The 16,924-nt window shown below is 39.1% G+C and carries 18 protein-coding genes and 1 tRNA gene; 11 read left to right on the forward strand and 8 right to left on the reverse strand.

Going from position 1 to position 16,924, the window contains the following annotated elements:
• Positions 1-184: 184 nt before the first annotated feature.
• Entirely contained in the window at positions 185-1,621 is a 1,437-nt protein-coding gene (gene pyk, locus ON073_RS17700) for a pyruvate kinase (RefSeq protein WP_274763207.1), read from the reverse strand.
• 464 nt (positions 1,622-2,085) lie between these two features.
• Here pyk and gndA point away from each other — a divergent pair, with 464 nt between their 5' ends.
• Both gndA and msrB read left to right on the forward strand, forming a co-directional pair.
• Positions 2,086-3,459: an NADP-dependent phosphogluconate dehydrogenase gene (gene gndA, locus ON073_RS17705; RefSeq protein ID WP_274763208.1), complete on the forward strand. Its 1,374-nt coding sequence runs from the start codon at positions 2,086-2,088 to the stop codon at positions 3,457-3,459.
• Positions 3,459-3,830, forward strand: coding sequence for a peptide-methionine (R)-S-oxide reductase MsrB (gene msrB, locus ON073_RS17710; RefSeq protein ID WP_274763209.1), 372 nt, complete (start codon positions 3,459-3,461; stop codon positions 3,828-3,830). The genes gndA and msrB overlap by 1 nt, the downstream gene beginning before the upstream one ends.
• 46 nt (positions 3,831-3,876) lie before the next feature.
• On the opposite strand, the gene ansA is transcribed toward msrB, so the two are convergent.
• Entirely contained in the window at positions 3,877-4,887 is a 1,011-nt protein-coding gene (gene ansA, locus ON073_RS17715) for an asparaginase (protein ID WP_274763210.1), read from the reverse strand.
• A 61-nt stretch (positions 4,888-4,948) separates the two neighbouring features.
• Entirely contained in the window at positions 4,949-6,814 is a 1,866-nt protein-coding gene (gene sppA / locus ON073_RS17720) for a signal peptide peptidase SppA (protein WP_274763211.1), read from the reverse strand.
• Between the two features lie 215 nt (positions 6,815-7,029).
• On the opposite strand from sppA, the gene ON073_RS17725 reads away from it, so the two are divergent.
• From ON073_RS17725 to ON073_RS17765, 9 genes are all read left to right on the forward strand, one after another.
• The gene (locus ON073_RS17725; protein ID WP_274763212.1) at positions 7,030-8,988 is read left to right on the forward strand and encodes an oxidoreductase; all 1,959 of its coding nucleotides are present in this window, start codon (positions 7,030-7,032) and stop codon (positions 8,986-8,988) included.
• Between the two features lie 58 nt (positions 8,989-9,046).
• Positions 9,047-9,739 carry an HvfX family Cu-binding RiPP maturation protein gene (locus ON073_RS17730; RefSeq protein ID WP_274763213.1) on the forward strand — a complete coding sequence of 231 codons (693 nt, stop codon included), beginning with the start codon at positions 9,047-9,049 and terminating at the stop codon, positions 9,737-9,739.
• Between the two features lie 118 nt (positions 9,740-9,857).
• Positions 9,858-10,406 (forward strand): NAD(P)H nitroreductase, encoded by a 549-nt coding sequence (locus ON073_RS17735; protein ID WP_274763214.1) that lies wholly within the window; start codon positions 9,858-9,860, stop codon positions 10,404-10,406.
• Positions 10,407-10,413: 7 nt separating this feature from the next.
• Positions 10,414-11,406 carry a beta-N-acetylhexosaminidase gene (nagZ, locus tag ON073_RS17740; protein ID WP_274763215.1) on the forward strand — a complete coding sequence of 331 codons (993 nt, stop codon included), beginning with the start codon at positions 10,414-10,416 and terminating at the stop codon, positions 11,404-11,406.
• Positions 11,407-11,411: 5 nt separating this feature from the next.
• Positions 11,412-12,788, forward strand: coding sequence for an SLC13 family permease (locus ON073_RS17745; RefSeq protein ID WP_274763217.1), 1,377 nt, complete (start codon positions 11,412-11,414; stop codon positions 12,786-12,788).
• A 93-nt stretch (positions 12,789-12,881) separates the two neighbouring features.
• Positions 12,882-13,259, forward strand: coding sequence for a hypothetical protein (locus ON073_RS17750; RefSeq protein WP_274763218.1), 378 nt, complete (start codon positions 12,882-12,884; stop codon positions 13,257-13,259).
• 57 nt (positions 13,260-13,316) lie between these two features.
• A tRNA-Ser gene (locus tag ON073_RS17755) sits at positions 13,317-13,407 on the forward strand.
• A gap of 53 nt (positions 13,408-13,460) precedes the next feature.
• Positions 13,461-13,835 carry a hypothetical protein gene (locus tag ON073_RS17760; protein WP_274763219.1) on the forward strand — a complete coding sequence of 125 codons (375 nt, stop codon included), beginning with the start codon at positions 13,461-13,463 and terminating at the stop codon, positions 13,833-13,835.
• 69 nt (positions 13,836-13,904) lie between these two features.
• Positions 13,905-14,522 carry an FKBP-type peptidyl-prolyl cis-trans isomerase gene (locus ON073_RS17765; protein ID WP_274763221.1) on the forward strand — a complete coding sequence of 206 codons (618 nt, stop codon included), beginning with the start codon at positions 13,905-13,907 and terminating at the stop codon, positions 14,520-14,522.
• A 58-nt stretch (positions 14,523-14,580) separates the two neighbouring features.
• On the opposite strand, the gene ON073_RS17770 is transcribed toward ON073_RS17765, so the two are convergent.
• The 5 genes from ON073_RS17770 to ON073_RS17790 are packed head-to-tail and all read right to left on the reverse strand — an operon-like array spanning position 14,581 to position 16,605.
• A complete protein-coding gene (locus tag ON073_RS17770) occupies positions 14,581-14,913 on the reverse strand; it encodes a TusE/DsrC/DsvC family sulfur relay protein (RefSeq protein WP_274763222.1) in 333 nt (110 codons plus the stop codon).
• 5 nt (positions 14,914-14,918) lie between these two features.
• Positions 14,919-15,179, reverse strand: a complete 261-nt coding sequence (gene tusB, locus ON073_RS17775; protein WP_274763223.1) for a sulfurtransferase complex subunit TusB — start codon at positions 15,177-15,179, stop codon at positions 14,919-14,921.
• Positions 15,176-15,532: a sulfurtransferase complex subunit TusC gene (gene tusC, locus ON073_RS17780; RefSeq protein WP_274763224.1), complete on the reverse strand. Its 357-nt coding sequence runs from the start codon at positions 15,530-15,532 to the stop codon at positions 15,176-15,178. Before tusC ends, tusB begins: the two co-directional genes overlap by 4 nt.
• Positions 15,529-15,882, reverse strand: a complete 354-nt coding sequence (locus ON073_RS17785) for a DsrE family protein (protein WP_274763225.1) — start codon at positions 15,880-15,882, stop codon at positions 15,529-15,531. The genes tusC and ON073_RS17785 overlap by 4 nt, the downstream gene beginning before the upstream one ends.
• A gap of 57 nt (positions 15,883-15,939) precedes the next feature.
• Positions 15,940-16,605, reverse strand: a complete 666-nt coding sequence (locus ON073_RS17790; RefSeq protein WP_274763226.1) for a Bax inhibitor-1/YccA family protein — start codon at positions 16,603-16,605, stop codon at positions 15,940-15,942.
• Between the last annotated feature and the right edge of the window lie 319 nt (positions 16,606-16,924).

Below are 16,924 nucleotides of genomic sequence, written 5' to 3' on the forward strand. Positions count from 1 at the left end.
CTATTGACGCACAAATTTGCCTTGTACTAAGAAAAACTAACAAGCTAGACGGTTTGAAGCGACACAGCTCATGTATTTCAATTGCTTAGTTAACTTCTTAACCCGAGTTCAGGTTAAACAATTACAAGATTTTAAAACAAAAAAACCAGTTCAAATGAACTGGTTTTTTTATATCAATTACGTATTAATCTACAGTAACTAGTTTAAGTGTGTTTGTTGCGCCTACTGTTTCCATCGCATCACCGTGCGTTAGAATAACTTTGTCGCCAGATTTTAAGTAACCTTTATTAACTAATGTTGCTAAAGCTTGCTTAACGAGTGAACCTGAATCGTAATCAGTTGAATCAAAATACACAGGGTAAACACCGCGGTAAAGCGCAGTTTGACCAAGAGTACGTTGGTGACGAGATAATGAATAAATTGGTAAACCTGAGCTGATACGCGACATTAATTTAGCTGTGCTACCTGATTCTGTAAGTGCAACAAGTGCTTTAACTGAATCTAAATGGTTTGCAGCATACATAGCAGAAAGCGCGATTGTTTCAGATGTATTTTCAAACATTGAATCTAGACGATGCTTAGAAATTGCAGTTTGAGGTTGTGACTCTGCACCTAAACATACACGAGCCATCGTTTCTACCGTGATAGCAGGGTAGTCACCAGCTGCTGTTTCAGCTGAAAGCATTACAGCATCTGTACCATCAAGTACGGCATTTGCAACGTCCATAACCTCAGCACGTGTTGGCATTGGGTTATCAATCATCGATTCCATCATTTGTGTTGCAGTGATAACGGTACGGTTAAGCGTACGAGCACGGCTGATAATTGCTTTTTGTTTACCAACAAGTGCAGCATCACCGATTTCAACACCTAAGTCACCACGTGCAACCATCACAGCATCTGATGCAAGTACGATATCATCAATCGCTTCTTCTGATTCAACTGCTTCAGCACGTTCAATTTTTGCCAGTAACTGAGCTTTTGAGCCAGCAGCTTCAGCAAGTGAACGTACGTAACGCATATCATCACCAGAGCGAGGGAATGATACAGCAATGTAATCTACTTCGATTTCTGTTGCTGTGATAAGGTCTTCTTTGTCTTTGTCAGTAAACGCAGGCGCTGTTAAGCCACCACCTAAACGGTTAATGCCTTTATTGTTTGAAAGTACGCCACCAACAGTTACTGTTGTATGTACTTTATTACCAACAACTTCATCAACGGTTAATTGAATAAGACCGTCATTTAAAAGTAATAAGTCACCAGATGATACATCTTGTGGAAGTTCTTTATAGTCGATACCTACACCATTGATGTCACCTTCACCTTTTTCCATTTCGGCATCAAGGATAAATTTAGCACCAACTGCAAGCTCAACTTTACCTTCTTTAAAGGTTGATACACGGATTTTTGGACCTTGAAGGTCAGCAAGAATGGCAATGTGTGTATCTAATTTCTTTGCGATTTCACGTACTTTTGCCGCACGATCTTTGTGATCTTGTGCTACGCCATGAGAGAAGTTTAGGCGAACAACATTCGCACCTGCTTTAATTATTTTTTCTAAATTGTCATCTCTATCTGTAGCAGGACCGAGTGTGGCAACGATTTTGGTACGTCTTGGCATTTAGTAGCTCCCATTAGCTATTTTAAATATTCTTTGCGTTTCACATTAGTAAGCTAGTGAGGCTAGCTTAATATACTTGCTTTTTGTGTGGTTAGTAGATTATGACACCGGTGTCATGTTGGCGTCAACATGTCGCACACTAGAATTAGTATGAATAATATTTATGTAAATTTTATTATACGCCATTTAAATTATCTTAACAGCCTCTAAAAAGGACATAAGTCCGCTGGAATCGGCCGTTAGGAGATTGATATTCGGTATAGAATTAAACAAAACGAGTAAAATTAAGGCCTCGCAAAGAAATTATAATCTATAATTTTTTTAATAATAAAATTGCATGCTGGTCGAAAAGCCATATAATGCGCGCCATTACCGCTTAACTAATTTCAACTTTCAGTGTAAACAATGCACTGCTTTAGTTGATATTAGCAATGATTTCACACCTAACAGTTAGGAGAATTTATATGCAAGTCGCATTAGTTGGCTTAGGCGTTATGGGTAAGAACCTTGCCTTAAACTTGATTGAGAAAGGTTTAAACCTAGTAGCCTATGACAAAAACCCAGACGCAGGCGAAGATTTACTTAGCCTTGCAAAAAAAGAAGGGTTTGCTGAACGACTGCATATTGTTAGCGACTTAGCCGATATGGTTCGTCGCCTTGAAACACCACGTTCTATTTTGCTTTTAGTACCAGCGGGTGAATTAGTAGACCGTGTATGTTCAGAGCTTATTGAAGCGGGCGTTGAAATTAACGATATTATCGTTGATTGCGGTAACAGTAATTATAAAGACGGCATCGCGCGTAAACTTAAGTATCAAAACAAGTTCGAATTTGCCACTATGGGCATTTCTGGTGGTGCGGAAGGTGCACGCCATGGCCCGGCAATGATGGCGTCAGGCTCTGAAGGTGGTTGGGAACGTATTATTCCTTTCTTTGAAAAAGTAGCTGCTAGCCATAATGGCGAATCATGCTTTGCGCGTGTAGGTCAATCAGCATCAGGCCATTTTGTTAAAATGGTACATAACGGCATCGAATATGCGTTAATGCAATTAATTGCTGAAATTTACCATTTACTTCGTTTAGGTTGTGGTAAAACTAACGACGAAATAGCCGCGCTTTTTGATACTTGGTCAGAAGGTGAACTGAATAGCTATTTATTATCAATTTCAAGCCACATCTTAAAATTAAAGTCAGAAGACGAAACTGCAATTGTTGATTTGATTGATAATAAAGTAGGTGCAAAAGGCACTGGACTTTGGACTGCGCAAAACGCACTGGAGTTAGGTATTGCCGTGCCTTCATTAGTGGCAGCTGTCCAGGCTCGTCATTTAACAAATACACAAGACACACATGCGGCATTAGAAATGACGTATGCGGCAAAACAGCCAGCGAAAGTTGATATTGATCTGGAAGAATTGCGTAAAGCGTTCCATTTAGCGAGCCTTCTGTGCTACCGCCAAGGCTTAGCTTTAATTAAAGGTGCATCGCGTTCGCACCAGTGGAAAGTAGATTTATCTAAAACACTGCAAACATGGCGCGCTGGCTGTATTATTCGTGCAGACTACCTTGACCAAATTGCAGAAGGCAACGGTTTTATAGATGGTCTTGATGACGAAGTAGTAGCACTTAGAAATATTGCTGCTGATGCTGTTAAGTCGGGTTTAGCGTTTCCGGTACTTGCCGCTACGCAAACCTATTATGCAACGCTAACAACACCAAGCAATGGTCATTTAGTACAAGCACAACGCGATTATTTTGGTGAACATGGTATTAAAACTCACGAAGGTGAAACATGCCATTTAACTGATTTAACGCATATTGACGCGAAAGTTAGATAATGGATAAAAAATGGCAAACACACCTTAACGACGCACAAAAACATGTGTGCGTTGATGGGGGCACTGAATACCCATTTACGGGTGAATATAACGATTTTTTTGAATCGGGTGATTACTATTGTGTTTGCTGTAATGCGTTGTTGTTTAAATCGGAAGATAAATTTCAGTCAGGTTGTGGCTGGCCTGCTTTTAGCTTCAGTGAAAAAGAGAGCATTCGTTATCTTCGTGACAGCTCTCATGGCATGGAGCGCATTGAAGTTCGTTGTAAACAGTGTGATGCACATTTAGGCCATGTGTTTAACGATGGGCCGCCACCTACAGGCACGCGTTATTGTATAAATTCGGTTTGTTTGAATTTCAAATCGAAGTAATAAAAAAGCGCTTAATAGCGCTTTTTTTATTTTTTAAAGGGATTGATCAGCGGGTCAGTTCACCTTTCAGATTATCTTGCATCAAGTGGCGTACTGTTTCAGATTCTAAATTCTGGCTTAACAGATAGTGTAACTTCGTTAAACACGCTTCAAGTGTCATATCATAACCACTAATTACACCAGCATTTAGTAACGCATTACCAGTTGCATAACCCCCCATATTGACACTGCCTTGAATACATTGCGTCAGGTTGATAATAACTAATCCTGATTGAGTAGCATTACTAAATAATTCAAGCATTTCAGGGTTTTGAGGGGCGTTACCGACACCAAAACTCAATAGTACAAGTGCCTTTAAAGAATCTGTCATCATGCTTTTAATAAGATCGACAGAAATACCAGGATACAAGTGCAATACGGCAATTTGCTGAGGCGTAATTTTAGTGACGTCCAGTTTATTATTTAAGCTTGGGCTTAATTGACCGGCAACTAGTTCAATATTTATACCCACTTTTGCAAGTGGCGACATATTAGGTGAGCCAAACGCAGCAAAACCGTCAGCATGCATTTTGGTAGCACGGTTACCACGGTAAAGTTGATTATTAAAATACAAACTTACTTCACCGATAGGGTAATTGGCAGCAAGGTACATTGCATTAAGTAAATTAACCTGACCGTCTGAGCGTAATTGTGACAAAGGAATTTGCGAGCCTGTCACAATCACTGGCTTGGTTAGATTTTCAAGCATAAAGGAGAGGGCAGATGCGGTATAGGCCATGGTGTCAGTACCATGCAACACAACAAAACCATCATAGTCGGCATATTTTTCTTTAATATCATCCGCAATTAACTGCCAATGCATTGGGCTCATATCTGATGAGTCGATAAGCGGGCAATATTCGTGAATATCAAAAAGTGGCATTTCTTCACGATTAAACTCGGCACTGGATTTTACTGTTTGAGTAAGAAAACCTGCAGCTGGGATATAGCCTTTACTAGATTTCTTCATCCCGATGGTACCGCCGGTGTAGGCGATATAAATTTTTTTTCTTTTCATAAAAATAGCCCAGTGAAAACACTGGGCTATTATAGTTGAAAAGTGTTTGTATAAGTAGCGTTTAGTAGCTAACTGTACACACTAAACACTTGGCATAAACACCATTTGGATCATTAAATTGCTCTAAGCTAGATACTTGCTGTTTAATGCCTTGCGCTGTTTGCATAATGCTGTTTTTAACAGGTGCGTAATCGTCTTTGGCAAAATAAGCGCTAATAAATGCAGCGGCTTGTGATTCACCAAAGATTTTTTGCATTAGCATTTCTTGCTCGGTAAGTTGTTGCTCAATGGTAATCACGTCGTACATTGAAAGGCTAGCAAGCTCAGCAGCACGTTCAATCGCATCTTGTTTAGTACCAAGTGCATCAACTAGACCAAGCTCTTTAGCTTTAGTACCAATCCAAACACGGCCTTGTGCAACTTTATCTACGTCTTCTTTTTTCATGCCACGCGCTTCTGCAACAACTGTTAAGAAACGGTCATAAGCACTTTCAACTGACATCTGAATTACTTCGCCAAGCTGAGGTTCAAGTGGACGTAACATAGAAAATGATGCCATATCTGTTGTTGCTACACCGTCAGAGTAAATACCTAATTTTGCAAGTGTATTTTCAAATGTCATTAACGTACCAAATACGCCAATCGAACCTGTGATGGTGCTTGGTGCTGCCCAAATTTCGTTTGCATTAGCTGCAATCCAGTAACCACCTGATGCTGCAACTGAACTCATAGAAGCAATAACAGGCTTACCTGCATCTTTTAGTGCAAGAACTTCGGCACGAATAATTTCAGAAGCAAACATACTGCCGCCGCCTGAATCAATACGAAGTACTACCGCTTTTACCTTGTCGTTTAAGCGAGCACGGCGAAGAAGTTCAGCAGTAGAGTCACCACCAATTTCACCTGCTTTACGCTCACCATCTACGATATTGCCTTTTGCTACAATTACAGCAACTTTATCGGTAATTGGGTTTTCCATAGGGAATGGTGGTTTTAACGTTTTAAGGTAATGGCTAAACGAAATTTGTTTAAATGACTTACCTGATTCGTTTTTGCCCACTTCTGCAATGAGTTTTTGACGTAATTCTTCTTTGCTTGCAAGTGAATCAACCCATTTATATTGCAGCGCGTACTGACCTGAATGACCATTCACGTTGGCAAACTTTTCTTTGTATGTTGCCATGTCTTCAGCAAAATTAGTTACTTCAAAACCGCGGTGTGCTGCAACGTCTGTTTTATATTCCTGCCAAAGTGCGTCTAACCATGCTTTATTTGCTTCTTTTGCAGCATCTGACATGTTGCTTCGAATTAGCGGTTCAACAGCTGACTTAAATGTACCTACACGGAAAATATGCTGCGAGATATTTAGCTTATCGATAGCTTCTTTGAAATAAAGTGGGTAGGTGGCATAACCCGAAATATCAACAGCGCCGTATGGGTGCATTAAAATTTCATCGGCTTTACTCGCGATATAGTATTGTGCCTGAGTGTAGTAATCACCGTAAGCATACACTTTTTTGCCACTTTCTTTAAACTTATCAAGCTGGGCAGCAATTGCTTTCAGTTTGTTAAGGTGTGCGCCTTGCATTTTTTGCAGATCAAGTAACAACAGCTTAATTTTTTTATCTTTTGCTGCGTACTTAATTGTCATTAAAATATCATCAAGTAGCACTTCAGGTGGTTCATCGCTTGAACCCATCGAATCGTTTAACGCGGCTTCAACTGGGTCAATATATGTTTTTTCTTCAACGATATTGCCTGCAATTGAAAGCACTAGAGCAGAATCTTGCTCAACGATAATTTCATCCTCTGAACTTAAAATTGACACAAAAAGTGCAATCAAAATAAAGAAAAATATAATATTTAATACGAGGCGTCTTGAAAAATTAAGAAAATTCCAAAAGCCTACGATAGCCTTTTTAACCAAAATCTTATCCTATCTATAGATTTATCATCTATTACCATCTTAACTTACTTTTTAGTCAAACTTAAATGAAAAACGTAACGAAGTGTTTAGCAAAAAAGTTTAGTTAAAACATTATAGTTAGTGAGTATATTGAGAGATCACTTTGGACAAGCTTGAGTTAACTGGTTAAACCAGTTAAAGTGCTTGAGGTATGACCAGTAGAGTAAGTAGCAAGTATGTTAGAACAAGAATTAAAACTGAAAAACAATTCACTGCGAAATCGCCTTGTAATGGGTTCAATGCACACCGGCCTTGAAGAAGGTTTGTGGAATGTTAAGCGCTTAAAAGCATTTTACGAAGCGCGCGCAAAAGGTGGTGTAGGCCTTATTATTACCGGAGGCTTTAGCCCAAATTTGGTTGGCAAATTAACCCCAATCTCATCGTCATTTAATACATTTTTAGATGTGCTTAAACATCGCCCTGTGACTAAAGCGGTACATGAGCACGGCGGCAAGATTTGTTTGCAGCTGCTTCATGCAGGGCGCTATGCATATCATCCATTTAATCAGGCGCCAAGTGCAATTAAGGCACCAATCAATCCTTACAAGCCGAAGGAAATGTCCCTTAGCAATATAAAAAGCACCATAAAATCATTTGCAAAATCAGCAAGGCTTGCAGAGCGTGCAGGTTACGATGGTGTTGAAATAATGGGCTCGGAAGGTTATTTAATTAACGAGTTTATGGCGCCTCGCACAAATAAACGCACAGATGAATACGGTGGTTCAAACGAAAATCGCATGCGCCTTGCAAAAGAAATAGTCGAAGCTGTGCGTCGTGAAGTAAGTGATAAGTTTATTATTGTTTTCCGTATCTCGGTGATGGATTTAGTGGAAGATGGTTCGACTCAAGAAGAAGTGATTGAACAAGCAAAAGTGTTAGAACAAGCGGGTGTTGATATTTTTAACACAGGTATTGGTTGGCATGAAGCGCGTGTACCAACAATTGCAAGCATGGTACCGCAAGGGGCTTTTGTTGAGGCAACCGAATTACTTAAACAACATGTGTCAGTGCCATGTGTTGCGGTAAACCGTATCAATACACCAGAACTTGCCAATTCAATTTTAAACAATAATTCCGCAGATTTAATATCTATGGCAAGGCCATTACTTGCTGATCCTGACTTTTTTAATAAATACGTTGAAAACAAAAGTGACAACATTAACGTGTGTATTGCCTGTAACCAAGGGTGCTTAGATAACGTATTTAAAGGTAAGCGAGCCACTTGTTTAGTTAATCCCCGCGCAGGTTTCGAATTGGATTATTCATTAGAGCCTACAACTAACCCTAAAAATGTATTGGTTGTAGGTGGTGGACCGGCAGGTATGGCAGCAAGTTGTTATTTAGCTGAAAAAGGCCATAAGGTAACGCTTATTGAGCGCTCTAAAGGGTTGGGTGGTCAGTTTAATTTAGCAATGCGTGTACCAGGTAAAGAAGACTTTAATTACACGCTTGATTACTTTAAATCAGAACTCGCTAAGTTAAATGTGGATGTACAACTTCAAACATCATTCGAAAATAGCATGTTTGAACAATATGATAATGTTGTTTTTGCAACAGGGGTTCGCCCTCGAGAAGCGTCATTTGAGTTAAAAGATGGTCGCACATTACTTGCTTATGATGAAGTTATTCGTGGTGAAGTTGAAATCGGTAAGGACGTTGTTATTTTAGGTGCCGGTGGCATCGGTTTTTTAGCTGAAAAAGCAAATAAATCGGTTGATGAATTTAAGCAGCAGTGGGCAATTAATGTTGAACATACACCACATGAAATCCCACATAATATCACCATGTTAAAACGTAGCCCAGGCCGATTTGGTAGTGATCTTGGTAAAACTACAGGGTGGATCCATCGCGCTGTTGCTAAACAGCAAAATGTTAAGCAAATCAGCGGCTGTAATTACATTGAGCTAAATAAAGATGGCTTAGTAATTGAAATTGATGGTGAAAAACAAACAATTCCTTGTGACTCTGTAATTACGTGTATCGGTCAGGTTTCCAATACAGATAGCTTTAATGAAGAGCTGGAAAATGACAAATATGCATCTAAAATTGAGGTGATCGGTGGTGCAAAATTGGCTTCTGCAATTGATGCAAAACGTGCCATTTTTGAAGCATTACAGGTAGCACGCAAAATATAGTGAATAATTAACAGTGTTTTACCGGTCTTTAATGTATTACTAAAACTTAGAGGTCGGTATGACGCTGCTTAATTTTTATCAAACATTCCTTTCTAAAAGCCAAAATCTATCTGGTTTACCACCATTATTATTTCGCTTAATACTTGCGCCAATAATGATTATTGCTGGTTATAGTAAACTTGGCTTAAGCGAAAACCCAGAAACATTCCTACAAGCTATTTCAGCATTACCAAGTATTGTTTCTTGGTTTGGCAATGCAGAATGGGGGCTAGGTTTACCATTTCCATCATTACTTGCATTTTTAGCAGCCTGGACTGAATTTCTAGGTGGATGGTTACTATTTCTTGGTCTTTTTACCCGTATTGTTTCTATCCCATTAGCGTTTACCATGTTTGTAGCAATAACAACGGTACATTTAGAAAATGGCTGGTTTTCTGTTACACCAACAAATAGTGAAACTAGTGCCGCAAAAGTACTTGATTGGTTAAATGTACCTGGTGCAAAAGCTAGTTTAGAAAACTCTAAGCAAGCATCCGAGCGTTTAAATAAAATGCGTGAAATTCTAGAAGAGAATGGCTACACGGAATATCTCTATGAAACTGGTAAACCGGTAATTTTAAATAATGGCATTGAATTTGGATTTATATACTTTGCAATGTTGCTTAGTTTGTTTTTTACAGGTGGCGGCAGGTTTTTCAGTTTAGATTATTGGCTTTCACAAAGGTTTTTCACACAAAATCACGTTAAATAACTTGGCCATTTAGGGCCAGTTCTTATTTTAATTAAAACTCCTAATTGAGAAGAGCGTTAAGCTCTTTTCTTTTCACTGTAGTTTGTTAAGCTTGGCAAAAAACTAACATGTCAGCTTAATGAACGCATTAGAACTCTTATTAGAACGTCAATCAGACAGCAAACTTACTACACCTGGGCCAACACCTGAACAACTCGAAATTATCAAACAAGCCGCGTTACGTGTACCTGATCATGCCGCACTCAAACCATGGCAATTTATTCTTGTTGAAGGGGATGCCCGTGAAAAATTAGGTGAAATTTATTACCAAGCAGCGCTTAACAATAATGCCGATGAAAAAACGCTAGAACGTGCCAAAGAGTTACCGCTTCGTGCACCTTTAATCATTATTTGTATTGCGAAATACAAGCCACATGTAAAAGTACCGCGCATTGAACAAGTGCAATCTGCTGGTTGTGCTGTGATGGCGATGCAACAAGCCGCATTTGCACAAGGGTTGGCTGGAGTATGGCGAACCGGAAGCTATGCGCAAGATGAATATGTGAAAAAAGCACTTAATCTTTCAACCGATGATGAGCTTGTTGGTTTTTTATATCTTGGTAGCAAAGTAAACGATATAAAGAAATCGCGCAATATTGATGCTTCTGACTTTTTTACATGTTTGTAGGTGAATAATGTTAGGTCCGATCACAACTGGAATTGATGATAAATTTCTAAGCCAAGAAGAGTGTGAAGTATTAAAGCATCCCCTTATCAATGGTGTTATTTTATTTTCACGTAATTACGAAGACCCAAAGCAGCTTCTGGCGCTGACTAATAGTATAAAAGCGATTAATTCGAAGCTGTTGGTGTCTGTTGATCATGAAGGTGGCAGAGTACAACGCTTTCGCGATGAGTTTAGTCAACTCCCTAGTATGTCTGATGCGTTTCAACTCGAAAATGCCAGTGAAAAGTTACATGACATTGGTTGGACTTTAGCGGCGGAGCTATTAGCGTGCAAAGTTGATTTTTCATATGCACCGTGTGTTGATGTAAATGGCATTTCACAAGTGATTGGTAATAGAGCCTTCTCATCAGAACCAGAAAAGGTGGTTACTGGTGCAAAAGCCCTCATAAAAGGCTTACACAGTGCTGGTATGAAATCGGTAATTAAACATTTTCCGGGACATGGCTCAGTAGGTCCTGACTCACACATTGCAATGCCGGTGGATGACCGCAGTTTTGCTGATATTAATGAGTATGATTTAGTACCATTTAAACGTTTAGTTGCAGAATCATTGGCAGATGCGGTAATGCCTGCACATGTCATTTATTCAGAAGTTGATAAAAACCCAGCGTGTTTTTCTGATTTTTGGCTTAAAACGGTGCTCAGAAAACAATTAGGTTTTAACGGGCCCGTTATATCTGATGATATGGGGATGCAAGGGGCTGTCCAAGTAGGGGATTATCCTACTCGTGTAGCTAAAGCCTTAAATGCTGGCTGCGATGCAGTGTTGCTTTGCAATGAAAAGCCGGGCCTGTATCAAGTGATGGATAGTTTGCCAATTGAAAAGTATCAGCATCATGGTGCACGCATGGCTGTTTTTCACCAAAAAAATTACCCAAGCTGGGATGATGTTATGCGCGATCAAAGATGGCTTAATTGTCAGAAAATAATAAATAGCTAATTAATATGACGAATAATAATAAAAATATCCTAATTGGTTTGTTTTCAAGTGTAATAGCTTACCTTGCATGTGTTTATTTTTGGCAACAGCCACAAGTAATTGCTTTAACTGTTGCACTTACGCTTGTTACGGCCTACTTTTGGATTACAGAAGCATTACCTATTCCGCTTACCTCACTTATCCCTATTGGGATTTTCCCTTTTGTTGGGGTGTTAACACATCAGCAGGCGGCCGCATCGCTCGGTTCACATGTGATTTTGCTTTTGATGGGGGCGTTTATGCTCGCCGTTGGTATTGAAAAATCAGGGGTACATAGACGCATTGCCTTTACAATTTTAAAGGTCATTGGAGGCGATAGCGCGCTGCGAATTATATTCGCCATTATGGCAACCAGTAGTATTTTATCGATGTGGATTTCGAATACGGCTACGGTTGTTGCATTATTACCAGTTGTGCTAGCGATTTGTGCGTCAACTGATAACAGCCGCTTTAAAATTGCGTTATTACTTGGCCTTGCTTATTCCGCCTCTCTTGGTGGTGTGGGTACATTAATTGGTACGCCGCCAAATGTGATTTTTGCCTCTGTCTATGAAGAGTTTGCAGGGGAAGAGTACGGTTTTATTCGCTGGATGAAAGTAACGCTTCCAATTATTGTAATAGCAATCCCGTTAATGGCGCTGTGGTTAGCAAGAGGCATCAAACTGTCGGCTGCTATCCATTTACCTAAATGCGATGAATGGCAAAGTGCTGAAAAGCGTGTGTTGTTTATTTTTGCCATTGTTGCGTTACTTTGGGTTTTCAGAAAAGAACCCTTTGGTGGATGGTCTGGTTTACTTGATATCAAAACAGTAGGGGATTCATCCATTGCATTATTAGGTGTAATAGCAATGGCAATAACACCTAATGGCAAAGGTGGTCGTTTGCTTGAGTGGCAGGATGCAAAAGATATTCCGTGGGGCATGTTGTTACTTTTTGCTGGCGGTATTTGTATTGCAAAGGCCTTTGTATCAAGTGGTTTAAGTGAATTACTAGGGCAGTTTTTTGTAGCGCTAGGTTCATTACCGGTGTTAGTCAGTTTACTTGCTCTTGCCATTGGTGTGTCTTTCTTAACTGAGATTACATCAAATACAGCAACGGCAACGCTAATGATGCCTATTATAGCTAGCGCAGCAATAGCACTTAATCTACCGATTGAATTATTAATGATCCCTGTGGTGATAAGTTGCTCATGCGCGTTTTGTTTGCCAGTGGCAACTGCACCAAATTCGATAGTATTTGCCAGTGGCGAAGTATCAATACAAGATATGGCGAAACAAGGTATGGCGCTTAATATACTTGTTGCCACAATTGTTGCGTTAGTTTGCTTTTATTTCTTGACTTAAAGCCAAAATAGGCTATTTCAAATTTGTCTATTTTTTGTTAAGGTGGTGTATTAACAACCAATTTAAACTATAAAATAATAAAAAGGCGCAGTTATGAATAACTTGTTTTTGCGCGAAAAAGAAAGTTGGTCAATTTGGCTTATTTGGGGAATTGTTTCTGCGATAGCGGTTTATATTACTGCATCGCAGTCGCGTGATATTAGCCATATTGTCTTTATTAAACTGGGCGTATTTTCGCTTTTAACCTGGTACATGGCCTATTTAAAACGCTTTTCGTTTTGGCGGGCGATGAAAATCTCACTGGTAGTGTTTTCAATTTCAGTGACACCAGTATTATTTTTTAATTTTGAAGCTGTTAGCTTATTAAAAAATGCAGACTTAGTTTTAAAAATAGCTGTTTTAACGGCGATAACGGTTATTTTTAGCTTAATTTGTTCGTTAATTGCACGTCAGCCGAAAGAATACTATTAAATAGTAATATTTTACTTTACAACGTGATGCGAACTCATTATTATGCGCCCCAACAACGGAGAGATGGCTGAGTGGTTGAAAGCACCGGTCTTGAAAACCGGCATAGGTTAATAGCCTATCTAGGGTTCAAATCCCTATCTCTCCGCCACCTCATTCCCAAAACCGCCTTTATGGCGGTTTTTTTCGTTTTGGAGTTTGATTATGAATAATAAAGCGAAGACAGCACTTTTTATTTTTCTTTTTGCCGCTGTTTATAGTTTGGTGCTTCAACAAGGCATTTTACTGCTTACTGACTACTTCACTGTAAAGGTTGATTCATTGGTTCTTATTTGGCAGAGCTACCTTGGTCTTTTCATTTTTAATTTACTGGTTGCGCAAACGACACGTAAATATTTCAAAGTTAATCAGCGTTTGAATTTTTCTATTATGATTGGCTGTGCTTCGGCATTATTGCCAACGTTATTTTCTTATGAGTTGTCCGCAGTATGGTCATTACTATTAGCAAATGCCGTTATTTCAATTATGGCGCTACTTGCACAAAGTAAGCTTGAGACAATGCAGGGCAAAAGTCAGTAATTACGGTAACAAGTGAGTGTTATCTATGTTAGACTGGCATTTTTATAACTTAAATAAAGTATAGAGATTATGTCAGATAAATTTAATTCAAATGCTGAAAAAGCAAGCTACGGTATCGGTCTACAAATGGGTGAGCAACTTAAGTCAAACCCATTTGAAGGTTTAAACTTAAACTCAGTATTTGAAGGCATGAAAGATGCTTACACTGGTGCTGACTTCCAAGTTGAGATCCCAGCTATTCAAGCAGCATTTGAAGAAATTAATGCTGAAATCACAAAGCGTCGTGAAGAAGAAGCAAAAGTACTTGCAGCTGAAGGCGAATCTTTCCTTGCTGAAAACGCTAAGCGTGCTGAAGTAACTGTTACTGCTTCAGGTCTGCAGTATGAAGTACTAACAACAGGTGAAGGTGACAAGCCAACAGCTGAGTCAACAGTACGTACTCATTACCACGGTACGCTAATCAACGGTGACGTTTTTGATAGCAGCTACGACCGTGGTCAACCAGCTGAGTTCCCAGTTGGCGGAGTTATCAAAGGTTGGACTGAAGCATTACAAATGATGCCTGTTGGTTCAAAATGGCGTTTATATGTACCACACGACCTTGCATACGGTGAGCGTGGTGCAGGTGCATCAATCGCACCTTTCTCAACACTTATTTTTGATGTTGAGTTACTAGATATCGTATAATTTAAGTACGAATAAGAAAGCCAGCAACATGCTGGCTTTTTTTGTATCTAAATTTTGGTTATATACAACGGGCAGGTTTAGGTAAACCAGCAATTTTTGTTGCTTGTTTGGCAGGACCTTTTGGAAATAACTTATACAGGTATTTACTGTTTCCTTTGTCTTCGCCGAGTTGTTTTGCCATTGCTTTAACTAGCATGCGTATCGCAGGACTGGTGTTAAATTCTAAATAGAAGTTTCGCACAAAGTTGACAACTTCCCAGTGGTTTTCGCTGAGTACAATATTTTCATGTTGTGCAATTTGTTCTGCGAGTTGTTCACTCCAATCTGCTTGGACTTTTAAATAACCTTCTTTATCGGTTTCGACGGTTTTACCATCAATTAAATAACTCATTGTTTTTACCAAGTTATGTGTTGTTCACTTTGAACAACAAGTGTTACCCATTGTTCGTCAGAAATAAGTTTTACTGTTGGATGTTTAATGCCTCGCGCTTTAATGTCAGTTTCAAGGGCATAAACATCACAATTATTATATTGAGATGTAAAATGCGACGCACTGTAACACGCATCTGATATAAGCAAAATGCTATCATTATCAGCGATGATCAGCAGTTGTTGAACATACTCTGATAAAGGTTTGTTAAATACATGAAGGATCACAGGGTCACCACTTGATGTTGTTTTGAAATTAGGGTGCGCTTAGCTTTTTCATCTAATACAACGACATCAAAAGCAAATTGTGATTCATCAATGCCAAGTTCCTTTAGTGATTGTGCGCATACATAAATGTGATCAATGTCATAAAGTGCTAATGTGCCAAAAGCTTTAAGGTAATTCTTAATATTTAAATCGTCAATGGATTGCCCAGCAAGTAAAGCGAATAGGGCATTGCCTTGCAGAAGCAAACTAACTTCTTGATCAATGGCTGCAAAAATAAGTGCCATATCAAGGCTTTCTTTTAATCTGGCATCGACAAAAGGCGACTCATTACAAATAACTAAAAATGACTTCATTTAATTTGTACCCATTTATCTGTTTGAGCAACATCCATTGCAAATTCAGCAAGACCGGCAACTTCAAAAGGGTGTTTATTTGAAATCGCTAAACCACGTTTTTCAGCTGCTGTAACACATAGGGTAAGTTTGATGCCTAACTTAGCAATCGAATGCCAAACATCTATAATTTGTAACTCATCACTCGGTAGTAAAAAATGTTCGCTTGCGTGAAAAACAGCATCTTGATAAAGAAATACGCCTTTAATTGTATGCCCAAGTGTTATTGCACTATTAATAAAGCGAGTAAGATGTTGCAAACTATCATGTGAGGTGACGTTTGCATGATAACTAATAATGATAGATGCCAAAATCAATCCAAAAAAAAGCCCCGATAAACGGGGCTTATTTTATTAAACTTTTACAGTTTAGTCATTATTTGCACCTAGAAGATGCAAGATAGATGTGAAAAGGTTGTATACATTTAAGTATAAGCTCACCGTTGCACGAATGTAATTCGTTTCACCGCCATTAATAATACGGCTAGTATCAAATAAAATTAATCCAGACATAATAAATACAACAGCGGCATTAATCGCCATGAAGGCAATGCTGCTACCGATAAATAGGTTGACAAGGCTTGCTACGATAACTACTAGCAACCCGATAAACAGGAAGCCACCTAAGAAAGAAAAATCTTTTTTAGTTGTCATTGCGTAAGCAGATAAGCCAAAAAACACCAATGCAGTAGAACCCAGTGCTTGCGTGATCAGCATCGGGCCATTAGGCATTGCTGCGTAGTGGTTAAGCATTGGGCCAAGTGCTGCGCCCATTAAACCAGTAAACACAAATACCCAAGGTAAGCCTGATGCGCTGTCTGCTTTCTTGTTAACAACGAATAGGGTGATTAGTCCACCAATGCTAAATACCAAACCCATCATATAAGGTAATTGCATCGCCATAGAAATACCTGCTGTAACTGCACTAAATAGTAAAGTCATACCAAGTAACATATAGGTGTTGCGTAATACTTTGTTTGTTTCAAGTACTGATTGCGCCGACTTTGGCGACGAGTACGTATGGTTAAAGCTCATAAATAACTCCTTAAATTGAAACGCATTCCTGTTAGGTTTCAGAACTGCCAAACAGCATATCAATTAACAACATGGCTAGCAATTCTATTACCTTTATTAGAACGCATATTGCTCCCATTTAGTTCAAAAAATTAAACAAAATAATTAATGGGGTGAGAGTTGTTTGGATATTGTACTTTTTGGCTGATTATTGCGCGGTTGAACAAAATATTAAAAAAAAAGCTTCACAAGTGAATTCGAATCCCCTAATATTCGCCCCGCTGCGGAGAGATGGCTGAGTGGTTGAAAGCACCGGTCTTGAAAACCGGCATAGGTTAAT

This window comes from Pseudoalteromonas sp. G4 (genome assembly GCF_028875915.1).
Classification (GTDB): Bacteria; Pseudomonadota; Gammaproteobacteria; order Enterobacterales; family Alteromonadaceae; genus Pseudoalteromonas.